This window comes from Marinoscillum sp. MHG1-6 (assembly GCF_024714475.1).
Taxonomy (GTDB): domain Bacteria; phylum Bacteroidota; class Bacteroidia; order Cytophagales; family Cyclobacteriaceae; genus JAMZMI01.
This window is the reverse complement of the sequence record NZ_JAMZMI010000004.1, coordinates 94,178-112,014: the sequence shown is the minus strand read 5'-3', so window position 1 is coordinate 112,014 and position 17,837 is coordinate 94,178. Positions and strand designations below refer to the sequence as shown.

General features: G+C 41.1%; 17 protein-coding genes. 9 read left to right on the top strand and 8 right to left on the bottom strand.

The window, feature by feature from the left end; all coding sequences use genetic code 11:
- Positions 1-31: 31 nt before the first annotated feature.
- The 6 genes from NXR94_RS10570 to NXR94_RS10545 are packed head-to-tail and all read right to left on the bottom strand — an operon-like array spanning position 32 to position 5,975.
- Positions 32-709, bottom strand: a complete 678-nt coding sequence (locus NXR94_RS10570; protein WP_258104598.1) for a hypothetical protein — start codon at positions 707-709, stop codon at positions 32-34.
- Positions 699-1,733, bottom strand: coding sequence for an AMP-binding protein (locus tag NXR94_RS10565; protein ID WP_258104597.1), 1,035 nt, complete (start codon positions 1,731-1,733; stop codon positions 699-701). Before NXR94_RS10565 ends, NXR94_RS10570 begins: the two co-directional genes overlap by 11 nt.
- Before the next feature lie 17 nt (positions 1,734-1,750).
- The gene (menB, locus tag NXR94_RS10560; RefSeq protein WP_258104596.1) at positions 1,751-2,578 is read right to left on the bottom strand and encodes a 1,4-dihydroxy-2-naphthoyl-CoA synthase; all 828 of its coding nucleotides are present in this window, start codon (positions 2,576-2,578) and stop codon (positions 1,751-1,753) included.
- 53 nt (positions 2,579-2,631) lie between these two features.
- Positions 2,632-4,317, bottom strand: coding sequence for a 2-succinyl-5-enolpyruvyl-6-hydroxy-3-cyclohexene-1-carboxylic-acid synthase (gene menD, locus NXR94_RS10555; protein WP_258104595.1), 1,686 nt, complete (start codon positions 4,315-4,317; stop codon positions 2,632-2,634).
- Positions 4,314-5,507, bottom strand: coding sequence for an isochorismate synthase (locus NXR94_RS10550; RefSeq protein WP_258104594.1), 1,194 nt, complete (start codon positions 5,505-5,507; stop codon positions 4,314-4,316). Before NXR94_RS10550 ends, menD begins: the two co-directional genes overlap by 4 nt.
- 3 nt (positions 5,508-5,510) lie before the next feature.
- Positions 5,511-5,975, bottom strand: coding sequence for a hotdog fold thioesterase (locus NXR94_RS10545; RefSeq protein WP_308706268.1), 465 nt, complete (start codon positions 5,973-5,975; stop codon positions 5,511-5,513).
- A gap of 61 nt (positions 5,976-6,036) precedes the next feature.
- Between NXR94_RS10545 and NXR94_RS10540 the strand changes: the two genes are divergently transcribed.
- The 3 genes from NXR94_RS10540 to NXR94_RS10530 are packed head-to-tail and all read left to right on the top strand — an operon-like array spanning position 6,037 to position 8,927.
- Entirely contained in the window at positions 6,037-6,657 is a 621-nt protein-coding gene (locus NXR94_RS10540) for a histidine phosphatase family protein (RefSeq protein WP_308706267.1), read from the top strand.
- Positions 6,658-8,160, top strand: coding sequence for an ATP-binding cassette domain-containing protein (locus tag NXR94_RS10535; RefSeq protein ID WP_258104593.1), 1,503 nt, complete (start codon positions 6,658-6,660; stop codon positions 8,158-8,160).
- Between the two features lie 35 nt (positions 8,161-8,195).
- Entirely contained in the window at positions 8,196-8,927 is a 732-nt protein-coding gene (locus tag NXR94_RS10530) for an MBL fold metallo-hydrolase (RefSeq protein WP_258104592.1), read from the top strand.
- Here NXR94_RS10530 and NXR94_RS10525 read toward each other — a convergent pair.
- Positions 8,924-9,589 (bottom strand): uracil-DNA glycosylase family protein, encoded by a 666-nt coding sequence (locus tag NXR94_RS10525; protein WP_258104591.1) that lies wholly within the window; start codon positions 9,587-9,589, stop codon positions 8,924-8,926. The two genes, NXR94_RS10530 and NXR94_RS10525, sit on opposite strands and share 4 nt — an antisense overlap.
- Before the next feature lie 66 nt (positions 9,590-9,655).
- On the opposite strand from NXR94_RS10525, the gene NXR94_RS10520 reads away from it, so the two are divergent.
- From NXR94_RS10520 to NXR94_RS10495, 6 genes are read left to right on the top strand one after another with little or no spacing between them, the layout of a single operon-like run.
- The gene (locus NXR94_RS10520) at positions 9,656-10,258 is read left to right on the top strand and encodes a pseudouridine synthase (protein ID WP_258104590.1); all 603 of its coding nucleotides are present in this window, start codon (positions 9,656-9,658) and stop codon (positions 10,256-10,258) included.
- A 14-nt stretch (positions 10,259-10,272) separates the two neighbouring features.
- Positions 10,273-11,184: an aldose 1-epimerase gene (locus NXR94_RS10515; RefSeq protein ID WP_258104589.1), complete on the top strand. Its 912-nt coding sequence runs from the start codon at positions 10,273-10,275 to the stop codon at positions 11,182-11,184.
- A 47-nt stretch (positions 11,185-11,231) separates the two neighbouring features.
- On the top strand, positions 11,232-12,605 hold the full coding sequence (locus NXR94_RS10510) for an efflux RND transporter periplasmic adaptor subunit (protein ID WP_258104588.1): 1,374 nt from the start codon (positions 11,232-11,234) through the stop codon (positions 12,603-12,605).
- A gap of 13 nt (positions 12,606-12,618) precedes the next feature.
- On the top strand, positions 12,619-13,971 hold the full coding sequence (locus tag NXR94_RS10505; RefSeq protein ID WP_258104587.1) for an ABC transporter permease: 1,353 nt from the start codon (positions 12,619-12,621) through the stop codon (positions 13,969-13,971).
- Positions 13,964-15,436: a TolC family protein gene (locus NXR94_RS10500; RefSeq protein WP_258104586.1), complete on the top strand. Its 1,473-nt coding sequence runs from the start codon at positions 13,964-13,966 to the stop codon at positions 15,434-15,436. The genes NXR94_RS10505 and NXR94_RS10500 overlap by 8 nt, the downstream gene beginning before the upstream one ends.
- On the top strand, positions 15,436-15,924 hold the full coding sequence (locus tag NXR94_RS10495) for a DUF6495 family protein (RefSeq protein ID WP_258104585.1): 489 nt from the start codon (positions 15,436-15,438) through the stop codon (positions 15,922-15,924). Before NXR94_RS10500 ends, NXR94_RS10495 begins: the two co-directional genes overlap by 1 nt.
- A 53-nt stretch (positions 15,925-15,977) precedes the next feature.
- Here the strand turns inward: NXR94_RS10495 and typA are convergent, their stop codons facing one another.
- Positions 15,978-17,756, bottom strand: a complete 1,779-nt coding sequence (typA, locus tag NXR94_RS10490) for a translational GTPase TypA (protein WP_258104584.1) — start codon at positions 17,754-17,756, stop codon at positions 15,978-15,980.
- Positions 17,757-17,837 lie beyond the last annotated feature (81 nt).

The following is a 17,837-nucleotide window of genomic DNA, read 5'->3' as shown; positions in this document are numbered from 1 at the left end:
TTTAAATCAGTACTTAATAACAAACCCGTAACTACTTATGGTTCAGTATTGAAAGTATCTCACCGATTTCTCCCTGAACCTGAAACCAACTCTGATCATTATTAATATCTATCCAAAGACCTTTTTTGTTTGGCTTATTCGCTGGTTTTTTGCTTTCATCAATATTGTATATGGCGTTTAATAAAGCCTGAAAATTTTCCCAGGAAATACTTTTCTTATTGACACTCGCAGATCTTTGTCCAAAACTCCCTTCCATTTCAAAATACACGTTTGTCTCCGCATTATGCAGCAATTGTATTTTCAGTGGATGCTCAAACTTTGCACTTTCGTAAATAGCTTGTATGACCTCCTGAAGCTGGTAATCCCAGAAAACCAAATCCTTGACAAGTCCTGATTTGGTGGAGCCGTTGTTGACTTCAACATGTAGCCAGGTATCTACGTCTTCGGATTGAGGGATTAATTCGATTTTGTCAATGAGCGGAGTGAGGTAATCTCCCCATATTGATTCCAATTCTCCCGTCCAGCTAACATCGTCTTCTTTGGTAAAGCCTTCACTCAGAATTTCTTCATCGGTTAACTCCTCTCTATTCACATATTCCAAATCAAACTGAACTTTGACTTTTGATTTAGAAATCTCCAACTCAAGCGTGTATGCGAAAGCATAGGGTGGTGGGGTGGTGAGTGTCTGGTATGAAAATTTAACTTCCAAATTGTAATCGTTTTAACGTTTCTGCTCTGTTTATTTTTTCTGTGGCTGTATAAACAAATTTAGGAATTGAAATGATGGCTTTTGGCTGCTGATATCTGCTAAGTTTTGAAAAGTCAAATTGCCCCAAGTCGAAGGACTTATTCGACTCGATAATTAGACTTACCTTCGATCCTAACTTTTCATCGGGTAATCCGGCAACAAAAAAGGGAACTTCAATTTGTCCTTGCAGGATATTCTCAACTAATTCCGGACTAATCTTGATGCCACCAGAGTTTATGATGTTATCAGCCCTTCCAAGCCACCTAAAATGTTTTAAATCGATGATGTCGACCAGGTCAGTTGTTTGGATGAGTGCTTGTCCTGTCACCGTTCCTTTTACATTCAAACAGCTGTCGTGATCCTTCCCAATTTTTGCATCTCCTATAACTTCAAATACTTCCTCCAACCTAAGGTCTTGCAGCGCAAAATGGGACGCCGTTTCGGTCATGCCGTAGCTATGATAAAAGCGAGTAGTCGTATTTTGCCGAATATGATTGAGGGTCGGCTGGTTTACTTTGGCTCCTCCTATGATAACCGTATCTACCTGAGACAGTAACTCCGAAGATTCTCTGAAGAGCGTTTCAACCTGTATGGGCACCATCGAGACCAGGTCGAATTTCTCATTAGGTACGAGCTTGAGGGGATTGGATTGCGGGTCCATAAATGTAATGCTGTGACCTCCAAGAACCCCTCTCACAATGGCCATGAAACCGCCAATAAACTCAGGGTTGATACATATGAGACTTGATTTAAAGTTCCTGTTAGGATCGAGCTTATCAAGGGTACAACTGGCACTATATTCTAGAATACTTCTGTGTATTTCTATGGACTTTTGTGGACCAGTAGACCCTGAGGTAGTAAATGAAAATAGTGCTTTACCGTTGAGCCAGTCTTTGATAATCTGAAAGACAGTGTTTTCTGCTTTGGTAAGGTCATCATATACCTTATCCAGGATAACCTCCCGTCCATTCAGATTGAGCTGCATATCCTAAAAGGAAATAATCAAGGGAATTTTGGAAACTTCTTGAAGTCGGGGTTACGCTTTTCCAGAAACGCATTCTTACCTTCCTGGGCTTCCTCCATCAGGTAGAACATCAAAGTAGCGTCTCCGGCCATTTCCATCAAACCTCGCTGACCATCCAACTCCGCGTTTAGACCTCTTTTGATCATTCTGATAGCCATCGGGCTTCTTTGCATGATCGTTCTGCACCATGAAACGGTAGTGGCTTCAAGTTCTTCCAATGGAACTACCTTGTTAACCATCCCCATGTCTTCTGCCTCTTTAGCAGTGTATTGCTCACACAAGAACCAAATCTCCCTGGCTTTCTTCTGACCTACGTGTCTGGCCAGATAAGAAGAGCCAAACCCAGCATCAAAACTTCCAACTTTAGGTCCGGTCTGTCCGAATCTTGCATTTTCAGATGCGATGGTCAGGTCGCAAACTACGTGCAGCACGTGCCCTCCACCGATAGCATAGCCATTGACCATAGCGATAACAGGCTTAGGGAGCTCTCTTATTCTTTTATGAAGATCTAGAACATTGAGTCGAGGTACTCCATCTGTGCCAATGTACCCACCAATACCTTTTACATTCTGATCTCCTCCGGAACAAAATGCTTTATCACCTTCACCAGTCAGGACAACCACACCTACATCCTCCATTTCTCTGGCAATGTCCATGGCTTCGATCATTTCCATATTGGTATCTGGCCGAAAAGCATTGTAGACTTCCGGCCTATTGATGGTGATTTTTGCAATCCCCTCAAACAATTCGAATCTGATGTCTTTGTATTCTTTGATCGGTTTCCAATCAAATTTTGAAGTGCTCATATATTGGTATTAGTTCGTTTCAAAAATGTTCGGCAAAGCTAATGTTCAAATGCTTAATGGGTATTTAATCGATCCGAAATTGACTGCTTAAGCATTGCAAATGCCTCCTTGTTTTCTGCAGGATCAGTGAAAACCTCCATAATCTTCGGTGATTTATTGTCTGCAAATAAAGAAGCCAGCCCGGACTCCAGAGTATTTACATCTTTTACTTTGATATAATCCATCCTATATTCTGCTGCAGCGAATTGGGCCGAATGATTGTGCCTGGTTTCAAAATGTTGCTCTAGTTCGGGAAGGGCTGCAGGTCCCTTAATCATTCTGAAAATTCCTCCACCTTGATTATTAAAAACAATGATCTTTAAATGGGAAAGGTCATAGTTATGCAAGAAGGCATTACGATCATAGAAAAAACTAAGGTCACCTGTAAGTAATACTACAGGCCGATCCGCCAAAATAGCGTTCCCCACTGCTGTGCCGTTAGTTCCATCAATCCCGCTGGTTCCGCGGTTGGCATAAACAGATTGATTGGATGTGGTGTAATGGAAAAAGTTACTATAACGCACAGCCATGCTGTTGGCAAAATGGAGATCCAAAGTATCAGGCATTGAATTCAATACTTTGAAATAGGCACTAGCCTCACTAAATCCAATTTCCTCTATAGATTGATCAATGGCCTCTCGACTCAGCTTATCAATGGTAAACCAGCTCTGCTTGAAGTTTTTACCAAGTTGCTTTTTAAATTCATTGGGCTCTTTTGAAAGGGCTACATCCAGAAGGTCATTAAGCGGAAACCTAAAATGATCTGACAGTGATTGAAAGGTATCCGCTGCGATAGGAGCGTCTTCAAAATGCCAGTGAGCCCTGGGTTTAAAGTTTCTAAGGTAAAGCTTTAAGTTTTTTGAAATTATCGATTTACCAGTGGTGATAAGTAAATCCGGCTGTAGGCTTTCCAGCTGATCTTGCGTTAGAGCTCCAAGGAAAAGATCATGAGTGCGTACGGCATCTTGCTGAGAAGAATTGCTGATAACATCAGCAATCACGGGAATATCATCCGGAACAGATAGCGCAGACTCATGGCTACTTCTCTGTCCTTGAATAATGAGCTTTTTAGGGAAATCTTTCCATCGATCTACTAATTCTTCTAAGCCTGTAGATTTATTGGATTCGTAATGGTTGATGATCCTGACTTCCCCGAATTCCAACTCCTGATCTTCTTTTGGATAGAAGGGTTCTCTAAATGGAACGTTGATGTGAACTGGCCCGTAGGGGGCGGTTGTAGCGAGATTTATGGCATCATTGACTTTTCTTTCAAACTCCCACTGAGCATCCGCATGTTCCAAATCAACGGGAAGATTGAAACTTCCTTTTACGAAATTATGCAGTGCCTTATCCTGATTGATGGTTTGCCCGTCACGTTGATCAATCCATTCTGGTGGCCTGTCTGCTGACAACACGATCAGGGGAATGTTTTGGTAATAGGCCTCTGATACCGCCGGAGCATAATTCAGTAAAGCGGACCCTGAGGTGCAACAAATTGCAACTGGTGCATTGCTTTTTTGCGCCATACCCAATGCAATGAATCCAGCCGAACGCTCATCCACAATGTTATAGGTGGTGATGTCCTGATTACGGGCAAAGGAAATCGTCAATGGCGCATTTCTCGATCCAGGGGATAACACCATTTTTGAAATCCCTTTGAGAGAAAAGATTTTGGATATGTTAAAAACTGTTTGGTTCATTTAGAGAGTAAGACCGATAGGAGTGTATTCATCTTTTGATTTGTCTCTTCAAATTCTTTCTCCGGGTCAGAATCTGACGTAATTCCTGCTCCTGCATAGAGCCTCACACGGTCCATATCTATTTTCATACATCGCAGATTAACAAATAGTCGGGTAGCACTGTCAATATTCACGGGGCCTAAAAAGCCCGCAAACAATTCTCTCTCAAAACTTTCATGATCTTTAATAAAGGCATGTGCGGCCTCCCTGGGAAAACCGCATACCGCAGAGGTAGGGTGGAGCAAGTCCAACATGACACTCCCAAGATTTTGATGCTGAGTGGCTTCCATGTCCACTGTGAAAGTACTTCTGAGGTGAGCCAAATTGCCTGCTTTTGTGGTTCTTGGGCCTATCTCTTCGTATTCTCGAAGTCTAATTTTTTTGAAGCACGAGATGATATACCTGGTAACCATAGCCTGCTCCTCAATCTCCTTTTGCCTCCACGCAACTTCAGCTAATGAGGTGTTGGGATGAAGTGTCTGCGTTCCTGCCAAGGCATCCGTCCTGAAGTGGCGTCCTTTTTCTATCGTGATCAGTCGCTCGGGTGTTGCACCCATCCACGTTCCATATTCAGGTGTATAAGTCAAATAGCAAAAAGCATTCGGGTAATTTTCGGCAGCTTTTCTAAATGTTTGGTAGGGGTGAAACCCCGTTGGTAGGGGAATATCCTTTGAGCGGCTCATGACTACTTTCTGTAATGTCCCACTTCTGACATTCTCAATAGCGTGTTTTGTATTGTTTATAAATGAATCCGCTGGCTCTTCTATTTGTGAGGTATGTTCAAACGCAAATTTTGGCTGATTTTTTATGTATTGGTAAAACTCATCTACTGCTGTCCCGGAGGTACGGGGACTAATACTGGTTTCTACTTCCCCTGACTCATAAGACATGATAATGTCTGCATTCACCATGAGAGGTTTAGGTGGATGAGAATCATCATAAGCATTGATAATGAAGCATTCTGTGAGATTTTCGAGCTCCCAGTTCTCGGTCAATCTTTTCTGCCGGTACTGGTCCACTTCGATGATCAAATTGATCCTTTCGGTATTAGGTACCCGCCATACAGCAAACGAATATCTGGATCCAATCAGTCGCAGTATTAGTTCGTTAATTTCTAGTGAGAGATCCTTTTGAGTAAGTGTAAAACTCATCCTTTACTTTTTATCCACCACGGCCACGGTAAGCCGGCTTACACAAATCATATTATCTTCTTCGTCTTTTATTTCAACAGACCACACATGAGTCCTTCGTCCTAAATGAACAGGTGTCGCTGTGCCATACACATAACCACTCCTTACGGATTTTATGTGGTTGGCGTTTATTTCAATTCCAACCGGAAACTGATCCTCACTTAGTATCAGATCAGACGCTTTACTACCAAGAGTTTCAGCCAACACCACCGAAGCTCCTCCATGCAACAGCCCGTAAGGTTGAATAGTTTTCACATTCACAGGCATACGCGCCTTGAGGTAGTCTTTTCCGACTTCAATAAATTCGATACCCAAATAGCCAACCATGCTATTTTGGCTGAATTCATTTACGGCTTTGAGGTCAACACTTTCAGGAATCATAGCTGTGATAAAAGACAGTCCCGAAATTACCAATAAAAGATCATACAATTGATGATAGACTGGTCATTCTGAGTAGGAAGTCATAAGTTTGAATGATAATTGGGTCATTATGAATAAAAGGATTTACCTCATCAGGCATGGGGAAACAGATTACAACAAGAAAGGTATGGTTCAGGGTTCAGGCATTGATGCTTCCCTAAATGATACAGGAAGAGCACAGGGAGCGGCTTTTTATGAAAGGTACCGCGAGATGCCATTTGATAAAGTGTTCATCAGTAAACTAGTCAGAACAAAAGAAACGGTTCAGGGCTTTATTGATGATGGTTTGCCTTATGAGGTTGTCGATGGGTTAGAAGAAATCAGTTGGGGAGATCAGGAGGGAGTGCCCTTCACACCAGAAACCTCAACGGCTTACCAAATTGCTACAGAAAAATGGGCTAACGGTGAAATTGATACTAAGATTGCTGGTGGGGAAAGTCCTGTTGATGTCATGAATAGACAAAAGAAGGCTATCGCCTATATTTTGAATGAAGACTGGGAAACGGCATTGATTTGTTGTCACGGTCGTGCCATGCGTATCATGCTTTGCTGGATATTGGGTAAACCACTGTCAGAAATGGATGATTTCGGACATTCAAATACAGGGCTGTATGTATTGGATTATGAGAATGGGAATTTCTCCCTTGAAACTCATAATGATATTGCCCATCTGGAGGTACTGGCTAAATAATTGAATTTCTCTGATCCGGTGAATTCTCTTATCATAGCGAAGGATGCTGTTATCAAATTTCGCGCTCAAACCATCTTTGAGAATCTCAACTTTGAATGGCCCACTGGACAGCATTGGGCGATAGTTGGGAGCAATGGGAGTGGTAAAAGCGCATTACTGCAGACACTTGCCGGCAAATTCATTGTTGGGAATGGGAGCTTAAGACATCCTTTTTCTATTCCCTTTGAAGAAATCGAAAAGCCAGGGAATTCTTTTTTTACCTATCATGACCTCATTCAACTCGTTGATATCAGGCACGAGTTTAGAAACAAGTCCAATCTTAAGGAGTTTTACTTTCAGCAGCGTTATAACAGTGACGACGCTGATGACGCACCAACTGTAAGCGAATATCTTTCCGAGCAACAAAAGGAGGTCTCAAGACAGACTTACTGGTCTTTGGAACTGGTCAAACAACGATTCAATCTTGGCTATCTATGGGAAAAATCGGTTATCAAGCTATCTAACGGAGAGGGAAAACGGCTAAGATTGGCGGCAGCCTTATTGAAGCATCCGAAGGTGCTGCTTATTGACAATACATTTGCAGGACTCGATGTTGCAACCAGAGCCTATTTTGATCAACTCTTTAACGAAATCATAAAATCAGGGATAAATCTGGCCATGGTCTGCAATCCATATGAGATTCCTTCATGCATTACCAATGTTCTCGTTCTGGATAAATGCAGGATAATAAAACAAGTCGACAAGAGTTCGTTTGATCCCGAGATGGACTGTCCGACGGAAAAGCATGATGTTGATTTCAAAGCGCTGGATCAGGAAATTATTTCACATCAGATTTCATCTTTTCATACGATCGTGGATATGCGACGGGCAAATGTCCGATACGGCGATCTCTATCTTCTAAAGGACATTAACTGGAAAATAGAGCAGGGGGAGTGTTGGGCGCTGTCAGGTCCTAATGGTGCCGGGAAATCGACTTTGCTAAGCCTGATCAATGGAGACCACCCGCAAGCGTATGCCTGTGATCTCAGGCTTTTTGGAAGAAAGCGTGGATCTGGTGAAAGTATTTGGGATATCAAGAGAAATATTGGCTTCATGTCTCCGGAACTTTATCAGTATTTTCCATCCTACTTTACTTGTCTGGAGGTGGTGGTTTCCAGCTTCTATGAAGCATTAGGAGTAAAGAAAAAGGGAACTGACGAGCAGGTGAAACAGGCCGAATTCTGGCTGGATACACTTGATTTGACTAAATGTAAGTACCTCAAATTAAATGAGTTATCGTCAAGTGGGCAAAGGCTTTGTTTGCTGGCCAGGGCATTAGTGAAAGCACCGGCATTACTCATCCTGGATGAACCATGTCAGGGATTGGATCATTCTCATCAGGAACAATTCAGACAAATAATCGATCATATATGTGAGTTGAGCAAGACCACTTTAATATATGTTACTCACTATCAGGAGCAGTTACCTAAATGCATCAATAAACGATTGGAATTGAGTCTTTAAAGTTCAATATTTGAAAGTCTCTAAACTGGTTGGTTATGAAATTGAAAGTTCTTGGTTGTGGAGATGCCTTTGCTTCAGAAGGCAGGTTCAATACCTCTTTTTTGTTGTTGGGAAATACCCAGAAAATCCTTGTGGATTGTGGGGGTAGTACCTTAATACGGTTGAAGCAGGAGGGTTACACAGCCGAAGATATTGATCAGATTATCATTACTCATTTTCATGGGGATCATTATGGAGGACTACCTTTTTTAGTCATAAGCAATCACTTTGAACATCAACGCTCCAAACCATTGACCATTTGGGGGCCGGAAGGCATTAAGGAAAAAGCACATGCTCTTCAGGAGGCTTTATATCCGGGGACTGGGCCATTGTTAGATGAATTACCCATTTCATTTAAAGAATTCATTGCTGATGCCTGGCTAGGTGCTGAAGATATCAGGGTGTTTTCAAAAACCGTCATTCATTCTCCTCCATCTAATCCACATGGGATCAAACTGGAGTTTGAGGATAAAGTATTTGGCTTTTCAGGTGATTCGGAATGGACAGACAATTTGCGTCCATTGGCTGAAGACACGGATCTATTTGTCTGTGAATGTAATTTTCTGGATAAGGATGGGCCAGGTCATATTTCTTACCATACTTTAATAGAAAAGACCCAGTTACTAAAAACTCAAAGATTGATGATCAATCATATGGGTTCTGCGGTGATTCATGCCAATGACCTGAAAATAGACCGCATGAAAGACGGGATGGAGGTTGACTTTTAATCAAGCTTGTCTAGGTATTCGCGGATAAACTCAGCCTTTCTTTTAAGCCGATATTGCATTACCCACCTCGGGTGGGGAACCGTTATGATCTCATCAAAGAAATTGCCTTCCTGATTCAGCAGTTCAAGGAATTTGAGGTTTTGTCCCTGTCCGATGCAATAGGCAACTTTGGTGCTTAGAGGGAAGGCCATTTGTGCCTTGATAGTATCAAGAGCATAGTGCGTAATAAGCTCCTTAAATTCCTTTATATCATAATAATTTAAGTTCTTTCCATCCTTAACAAAACCAAGAGGAGAAATGGCCGAGATATAGTATTTCGAATAGAAAAGCTCCGGTCCACCATAGGCAATAATCATATCATAAATGAACTTTGAAGAAAGCTCCTGCTTTTTATCAAAGGGATTCGAAATTCCACAATATGTTTCAAGCTTTTCCGGATCAGTAAATGGAACTCCGGTCACACCACCACCAAATCTTCCTGGGTTTATTCCAAATAACACTGTGCGTTCATTATTGTCGCTATAGTATTTCTTATAGAAGGCGCCAGCGACTTCGAGCGAATCGCCATTCTGGTAAGGGTTCATAACCTCCACATTTTCAGGAAGGTGGCTGGGAGTGTTGAGGTTTGTGTAAAATTTTATGATTTTTTCTGCAAGAATCATGGTCGCAATTTACGTTTCCACGTCTTTTATTCTTGAAAGAAAAGGAATTTCTTAGTTTCGTGCAGAATGAAACATAAGCGTCTTTATTACGTTATTCATAAACCTTACAAAGTACTGAGCCAGTTTTCTGATGAAAATGAAAATCCCGGGTTAGGTCAGTTGTACCAACTACCTAAAGATATATATCCTGTCGGGCGATTGGATTTGGACAGTGAGGGACTGTTGATTCTCACTAATGACAAGAAGCTGAATCATCAACTTTTGAATCCAAAACAGGCACATAAACGAACTTATTGGGCAGAGGTAGAGGGAATCCCAACTGAGGAAAGCTTGAATGTTTTTAGAAAGGGAGTGACTATTAAGATCAATGGGAAGGCTTACATAACCCTTCCTGCTGAAGTCGAGATTCTGAAAGAAGTAAATTTACCGGAAAGAAATCCTCCTGTGAATTATACCAAGCATCCTGTCCGGTGCTGGCTGGAAATCAAATTAACTGAAGGGAAGAACAGGCAGGTAAGACGGATGACCGCTGCCATTGGTCATCCAACTTTACGACTAATCAGGGTGGCGATTGAGGATTTGCAATTAGCACCTTTGGCATCAGGCGGCATTACTCAGGTTTCAGAAAATGTCATACTAAAAAAATTAAGAATACAACCAACCACATAAATAGAGAAAGTAAGATGCATTTTGAAAAAGTGATCCTGGAGGATGTTGAACATCTGATTTTGAAGCATGATAATATTGATTTGATGGCGCTAGCTCCTGCACATGGAGCAAGATTAACACAGCTGGCATTTCTTGCAGACAACAAGCCCGTCAATGTACTTTGGGAAGTGTCTCCGGAAGATTGTAAAACCGGAGCTTGGTCAAAAAATGAAATCTTGTTTCCCTGGCCAAATCGAATTGAAGACGGCAAATATGAATATAGAGGTAAAACCTACCAGTTACCAATTAATGAGAAAGCGAATAACAATGCTTTGCATGGAATGATTACTCAAGCCTCATTTGAGATTGTTGAGTCTGAGAAAACAAAAGAATTCGCTTTAGTAAAATTGAAATACAGTTATGATGGAAACAATACTTACTATCCATTTGCGTTTGACTTTTGGGTGACCTACAGTTATGGGTTCAAAGAAGGATTTCAAATTCAATTCGATGTTACAAATACTGGAAATGAAACATTGCCTTTTGGATTAGGATGGCATCCATATTTAAAACTATCCGATACCTTGGAAAATGTCACCCTTGACATCCCTCAGACGGATCATTTGGTCCTTGGAGAAAGAAATTTACCAACAGGAAAAGAAAGTCCTTTCACTCATACATCACTTGAGATGTCAGAGTGGCCACTTGACGATTGTTTCCGTCTAAAGCAGGAAGGTATGTTCTGTACACTTAAATATGGGGACCTGGAATTAAAGATGAGTGGTTCACCAGAGTATAGGTACTTGCAACTATTTACCCCTGAAGGGTTTGGGACAGTTGCTATAGAACCTATGACTTCAGGGGTCAATGTCTATAATAATAAAGAAGGTATCCGCTATCTCGATGCGAATGAAAGCTTTCAAGTTTTCTTCAAAATCGAACATTAATATTGGACATATAAACATTAACTCATAAAATAATCTGCTGTCTCACTATGGATTCATCGCTATTGGAAAGGCTAAAGGGCAAAAGGGCGATTTTTCTCTCCGTCGGAGGAATTTTATTAGCCATAACCCTATTTTTTATTCTTGGAGGACAGGGCACCTCCGATGGGGCTAACATTATCGTTGATGTTGAAAAGGGGAAGTTTGTGGTAGAAGTTAATACCACGGGTGAACTGGAGGCGCGAAATTCCACTCTAATTATGGGCCCCAACAACCTGCGAAGGTACCGTATATGGAATGTCACCATACAGAAAATCATTCCTGAGGGTACTTATGTGCAAAAAGGAGACTTTGTGGCATTTCTTGACCCTTCAGAAATAAATGGACGTATTAAGGACACTGAAGAAAGGATCGAGGAATTGGTAGCCAAGGTGGAGGAAACAAGGCTGGATACAGCACTTCAGATGAAGGAGGCACGTAACAAACTCATCAATTTGAAATACGCAGTTGAAGAGAAGCAGCTCATATTAGATCAATCAGAGTTTGAGGCTCCGGCGACGATCAAAAAAGCTGAAATTGAGTTGGACAAATCCTTGAGGGCTTTAAAACAAGAAGAAGAAAATTATCAACTGAAGAGCCTACAGAACAAAAGTAAGATGCGTTCAACAAAATCAGATCTTTTCAGGGTACAAAGAGATCTTGAAGATATGAAGGCGCTACAACGAGAATTTACGATTAAGGCTCCAGAAGATGGTATGATTATATACAGAAAGGGTTATGGCGGTCGAGCTATTAAAGAAGGTAGCCAAATTAATGCCTGGGACTTAGTAGTCGCTACACTTCCCGACCTCTCTACCATGAACTCAATTACCTATGTAAATGAGGTTGATATAAGACGAATTAAGGTTGGGCAAGCGGTGACTATTGGTCTTGATGCTTTTCCAGATAAACAGTTGACAGGAAAGGTAACTGATGTGGCTAATGTAGGCGAACAAAGACCAAATTCTGATGCCAAAGTATTTAAAGTGACTGTTGCTATTGATAAAATAGATGATGAAACACGTCCAGGCATGACCACCAGTAACAATATAATAACTAAGGAAATAGAGGACGCTATTTACATTCCTTTAGAATGTCTTCACAGCCAGGCTGACAGCATTAGCTATGTATATATATCTACTAATATAGGTTATAGAAAACATGAAGTATTAGTTGGTGAGACTAATGCAAATTCAGCACAGATACTTATGGGACTTTCAGAACAAGATAGAATTTACCTTTCCACCCCAACCAATGAGGAAGGTGAGATATTATTGCTGAAGGAGCTTGATGGAAAAAGAAATGAGGCTCCGAAGAAACAAGTGACCGATTCTGTTCCTTCAGAATCGCCAGATAAACAACGACAGAAGAAATATAATAAATAAAAAAATTCATAAGATGAATAAGACATTACTTATGAATTTGAGCATCGCTTTTGAAGCGGTGCTGGCAAACAAACTTAGATCTGTACTCACAGCACTGGGGATTATTTTTGGTGTTGCTGCGGTCATATCAATGCTGGCCATTGGTAATGGTGCTCAGCAGGAAATCCTGGAGCAGATCAAACTTGTTGGAGTGAATAATATTGTCATCAAACCTATTGTTGAACAGACTGAGGAGAAATTAGCGGGAGAGGGATCAACTGAAAAGAATGAAAAATCCCAATTCTCCACAGGTTTAACGCAACAGGATACAGAAGGTATCAAGGCAGTTATCCCTGGAATTACTCAAGTCAGTCCAGAGATATTAGTTGAAAGTCATATTATCAACAATGGGATAAGGCGTTCTGCAAAAATTGTAGGAGTGGAGCCCCCTTATTTTGATATTTTCAATTTCAAATTGGCGGAGGGTCAGATGTTTTCTGAAACCCAGCTTGAGAGTGGTGAGGCAGTATGTGTCATAGGTAAATCCATCAAGACAAAGTTTTTTCCCACTCAGGATCCAATGGGTAAATACCTTAAATGTGGAAATAATTGGTTGTTGGTCATTGGAATATTAGAAGAACGACTCATAAGTACAGCGTCTATAGATAACCTCGGAATTCGGGACTATAATATGGATGTGTATGTACCACTCAAGACGATGTTGATCAGGTTTAAAAATCGCTCATTATTGACTCGGAGCATGATTGAAATGGCGAATAGAGGGAGTAATGAAAATGGTAATGGAAATGAAGAGGAGAGTGGTCAACCCACCAATTACCACCAACTGGACAGGTTGGTGATACAGGTAGATCAAACTGAAATGCTTCAAGCTACTGCCGATGTCATCTCCAGAATGCTAAAAAGAAAGCATTATGACGTGGTGGATTTTGAAATAGAAATCCCAGAATTGCTACTTAAACAACAACAGCGGACGAACGACATTTTCAATTACGTCTTGGGTGCAATTGCGGGAATTTCCCTACTGGTAGGAGGTATCGGAATCATGAATATTATGTTGGCATCGGTGCTGGAAAGAATCAAAGAAATCGGCCTGCGAATGTCACTTGGAGCCAAGAAAACCGACATCATTAATCAATTTCTTTTTGAATCTATGATGATAAGTGTCACGGGAGGCTTGATTGGTGTCGTCTTTGGAATATTGATCGCTGTTCTTATCAGCTTACTGGCAGATATACCTACAATAATCACCCTCAGTTCTATAATTCTCTCCTTTGGTGTTTCAGCGGCCGTTGGGTTAGTATTTGGTATTACCCCGGCCAGGCGTGCAGCCTCTCAAGACCCCATTCAATCATTAAGATATGAATAATAAGTATTCACTGCTCACAGTCGCATTACTAGCCTTAATATCATTTAACCTTATTGCACAGGAGCATCAGCTTACATTGCTGGATGTTATTGATTTGGCCAAAGAAAATTCTACCGCAGCTAAATCAGCTGTCACAAGAAAAGAAAATAGATATTGGCAATACAGGACCTACCGGGCTAACTATAATCCTTCGTTGAATCTGAATGGCAACCTACCAGGCTATTCCCGCCTTTATAAAGGGATTGAACAAAATGACGGTACAACCAATTATACGGACATACAACAGGTTTCTTCTACACTCAATTTGGGACTAAAGCAGGATATCGCTTTGACCGGAGGATCGATAAGTGTCAATAGCTCTTTGAATCAATTTGGAAACCTGATAGGTGATGGGTTTGAGGATCAATACCGGACTACACTCATTAACGTTAGGCTGGAGCAACCCATTTTTGGGTTCAATGAGCTAAAGTGGAATAAGAGAATAGAACCCCTCAAGTATGAAGAGTCCAAGAGGTCATTTGTAGAGGATATGGAGCGTGTTTCACAAGAGGCTACCACCCACTATTTCAATTACCTTGATGCCCAAATCAGTCTTCAAATTGCCACTTTTAATCAGGCTATCAATGATTCAAATTATAGAATTCAGAAAGGTCGGTTCAATATAGGTACAGTGACTAAAGATGACTTGCTCCAATTTGAACTGCAAAAATTAAGTTCTGAACGGGCCGTAATTCAGGCCAACCTGGATTTGCAGATAGCAAGGTTGCAACTAAGAAGTTACATTGGAATAACGGAAGGGTCAGAACTCAAAATGGAGTTAATCGCTCCGGGTGAACTTCCCGAATTTGATATTCCTTTAGAAAAGGCCCTTGAGTTTGCCCGTGCCAACAGATCAGATTTCCTGCAATACGAAAGAAGGAGAATAGAGGCTCAAAGAGATGTTTCCAGAGCTCAGTCTCAACGATTTGAAACCAATTTAAATGCATCTTTTGGATATAATCAGGCAGCTAACAATTTACCTGAAGCCTATGTCGACCCTAATGGGGAACAAGTGGTAAATGTTTCATTGAGAATGCCGATTCTGGACTGGGGAAGAAGCAAGTCTCGAATAGAAACAGCTAAAGCGAATCAGCAATTAACTGAGTATACATTAGACCAGGAAATACAAAATTTTGAGCAGGAGATTATATCTCTTGTAGGACGTTTTGAAGTCTATAGAGCAAATGTCGAAATATCGAGAAGGACAGATGAGGTGGCTCAGGAACGTTATGATGTCACTCAAAACAGATATCTCGGTGGAAAAGCCACAGTAACTGATCTTACCCTGGCCCAGGGACAAAAAGATGAAGCAAAAAGAGGATATCTGAATGCGCTGCGCCAATTTTGGAATTCCTATTTTGAATTGAGAAGGTTAACACTGTATGATTTTCTCAATGATGAACTACTCTATACAGAAAATGACTAATGAGTCCTCTTGAACCCAAATACAGAATCCTGACGCAGTCTGAACTTCAGGAATTGGAAAAGGAATTTGTCGATTTCCTGGTTGTGAACGGAATAACCGCAGATCAGTGGGTGAAAATCAAGGAAGAGGACAAGTCGAAGGCTGAGGACATGATTACCCTTTTCAGTGATGTGGTTCTTGAAGGGGTTCTTCGTCAGGTGAAATTCCTGGAAATCCGTACGAAAGACGATGTAAAGACTTTCCAGTGTCTTGATGATAAGATGGTTTTGGTGGGTATGATGACGGCTGACCCGTCAGCAGATTTCTGTGATGATCAATTCCTATCTCAGTCGCTGGCCAAGCCTCCAAAGGGCATTAAAGTTTACACGACTGAAAAGGCCTATAATAGTGATCGTCAGGAGGAGCTATTTCAGATGATCAATAATGGTTGCGAAATAGCTGATGGCAGATTGTTCAAGGCGCTCTCTTTGGCGATGGCATCAAAGTAAAAAGGCTGTACTTTGATAAGCACAGCCTTTTTACATTTTAAAAATCAGTATTATTATCCCTTAAAATTGATTTTTCTCATTCGGAGTGAGAGTGGAGTTACTTCCACATACTCATCCTCATTAATATATTCCAGCGCTTCCTCCAAAGAGAATTTCTTAGCAGGTGCGATTTTCATGCCGGCATCGGTTCCTGACTTTCTCATGTTGGTGAGCTGCTTTCCTTTCTGAACGTTTACTGCAAGGTCGTTAGAACGTGAATGCTCTCCGATTACCTGCCCCACATACAACTCTTCTCCTGGATCAACGAAGAAAATACCTCTATCCTGAAGTTTGTCTATTGCATAGGCAGTTCCGGAACCCGTTTCCATAGACACTAATGAACCGTTCAATCTTCCAGGTATTTCACCTTTATACGGCTCATATCCGTTGAATCTATGCGTCATTACGGCCTCACCAGCTGTTGCGGTAAGCACCTGGTTTCTCAATCCGATCAATCCTCTGGCTGGGATGTTGAACTCCAAATGTTGCACATCACCTTTTGGCTCCATTACAGTCAATTCGCCTTTATTCTTGGTAACCAGCTCAATGGCTTTACCGGAAACGCTCTCAGGAACATCAATTACAAGATGCTCAATAGGTTCATGCTTTTGGCCGTCTATTTCCTTGTAGATTACCTGTGGTTGTCCAACTTGAAGCTCATAACCTTCCCTTCTCATCGTTTCAATCAAAACTGACAAGTGAAGTACTCCTCTACCATAAACCAGGAATTTGTCTTCTGTATCGGTTTCCTGCACTTTTAGCGCCAGGTTCTTTTCTATTTCTTTCATCAATCTGTCTCTCAAATGTCTTGAGGTGACAAATTTTCCTTCTTTACCAAAAAAAGGAGAGTTGTTAATAGTGAAGAGCATGTTCATAGTTGGCTCATCTACACCAACTCTTTCTAGTGGTTCTGGATTATCATAGTCAGTGATAGTATCACCAATATCAAAACTTTCTATTCCAGTCACGGCACAGATATCTCCACAACCCACTTCGTCTACACTTCTTTTTCCAAGGCCCTCAAAAACATGAAGTTCTTTGATCCTAACCCGCTGTATTTTTCCATCTGCTTTAGTTAGACCTAAACTTTGGCCTACTTTGATAGAGCCCTGGTGAATTCTTCCAATAGCAATTCTACCTGTAAATGAAGAAAAGTCCAGAGAAGTGATTTTCATTCTCAAAACACCTTCATTTTGTGGGGGAGCAGGAATTACTTCCAGAATGGTATCAAGTAACGCATCCAGATTATCTGTAGGTTTATTCCAATCCTCACTCATCCAACCTTGCTTAGATGAACCGTACAGTGTGTGGAAATCTAATTGTTCTTCAGTAGCTTCCAAATTGAACATCAAATCGAAAACTTCTTCGTGAACCTCGTCAGGACGACAGTTTTCTTTGTCCACCTTATTTACGACTACGATAGGTTTCAATCCAAGTCCCAATGCTTTACCCAAAACAAATCGAGTTTGTGGCATTGCACCTTCAAAGGCATCTACCAAAAGTAAAACGCCATCAGCCATACTCAATACTCGTTCAACTTCACCACCAAAATCGGCGTGACCGGGAGTATCAATAATGTTGATCTTAGTGCCTTTATAGTTGACAGAAACGTTTTTAGAAAGAATGGTGATGCCACGTTCTTTCTCAAGATCATTGTTGTCAAGGATGAGGTCATTGTTATCTTGTGATCGCTTTGCGTCATTTGCCTGAGCCGCATAAATGATCTTATCAACCAGGGTAGTCTTACCATGGTCAACGTGTGCAATAATTGCAATATTTCTGATGTCTGCCATTGAATGGTATTGTAAAAGAGCGCAAAGTTAGTCTCTTTAAAATGAAAAAGAGTTTAGGAGTATTAAAAGAATGTTATTTTA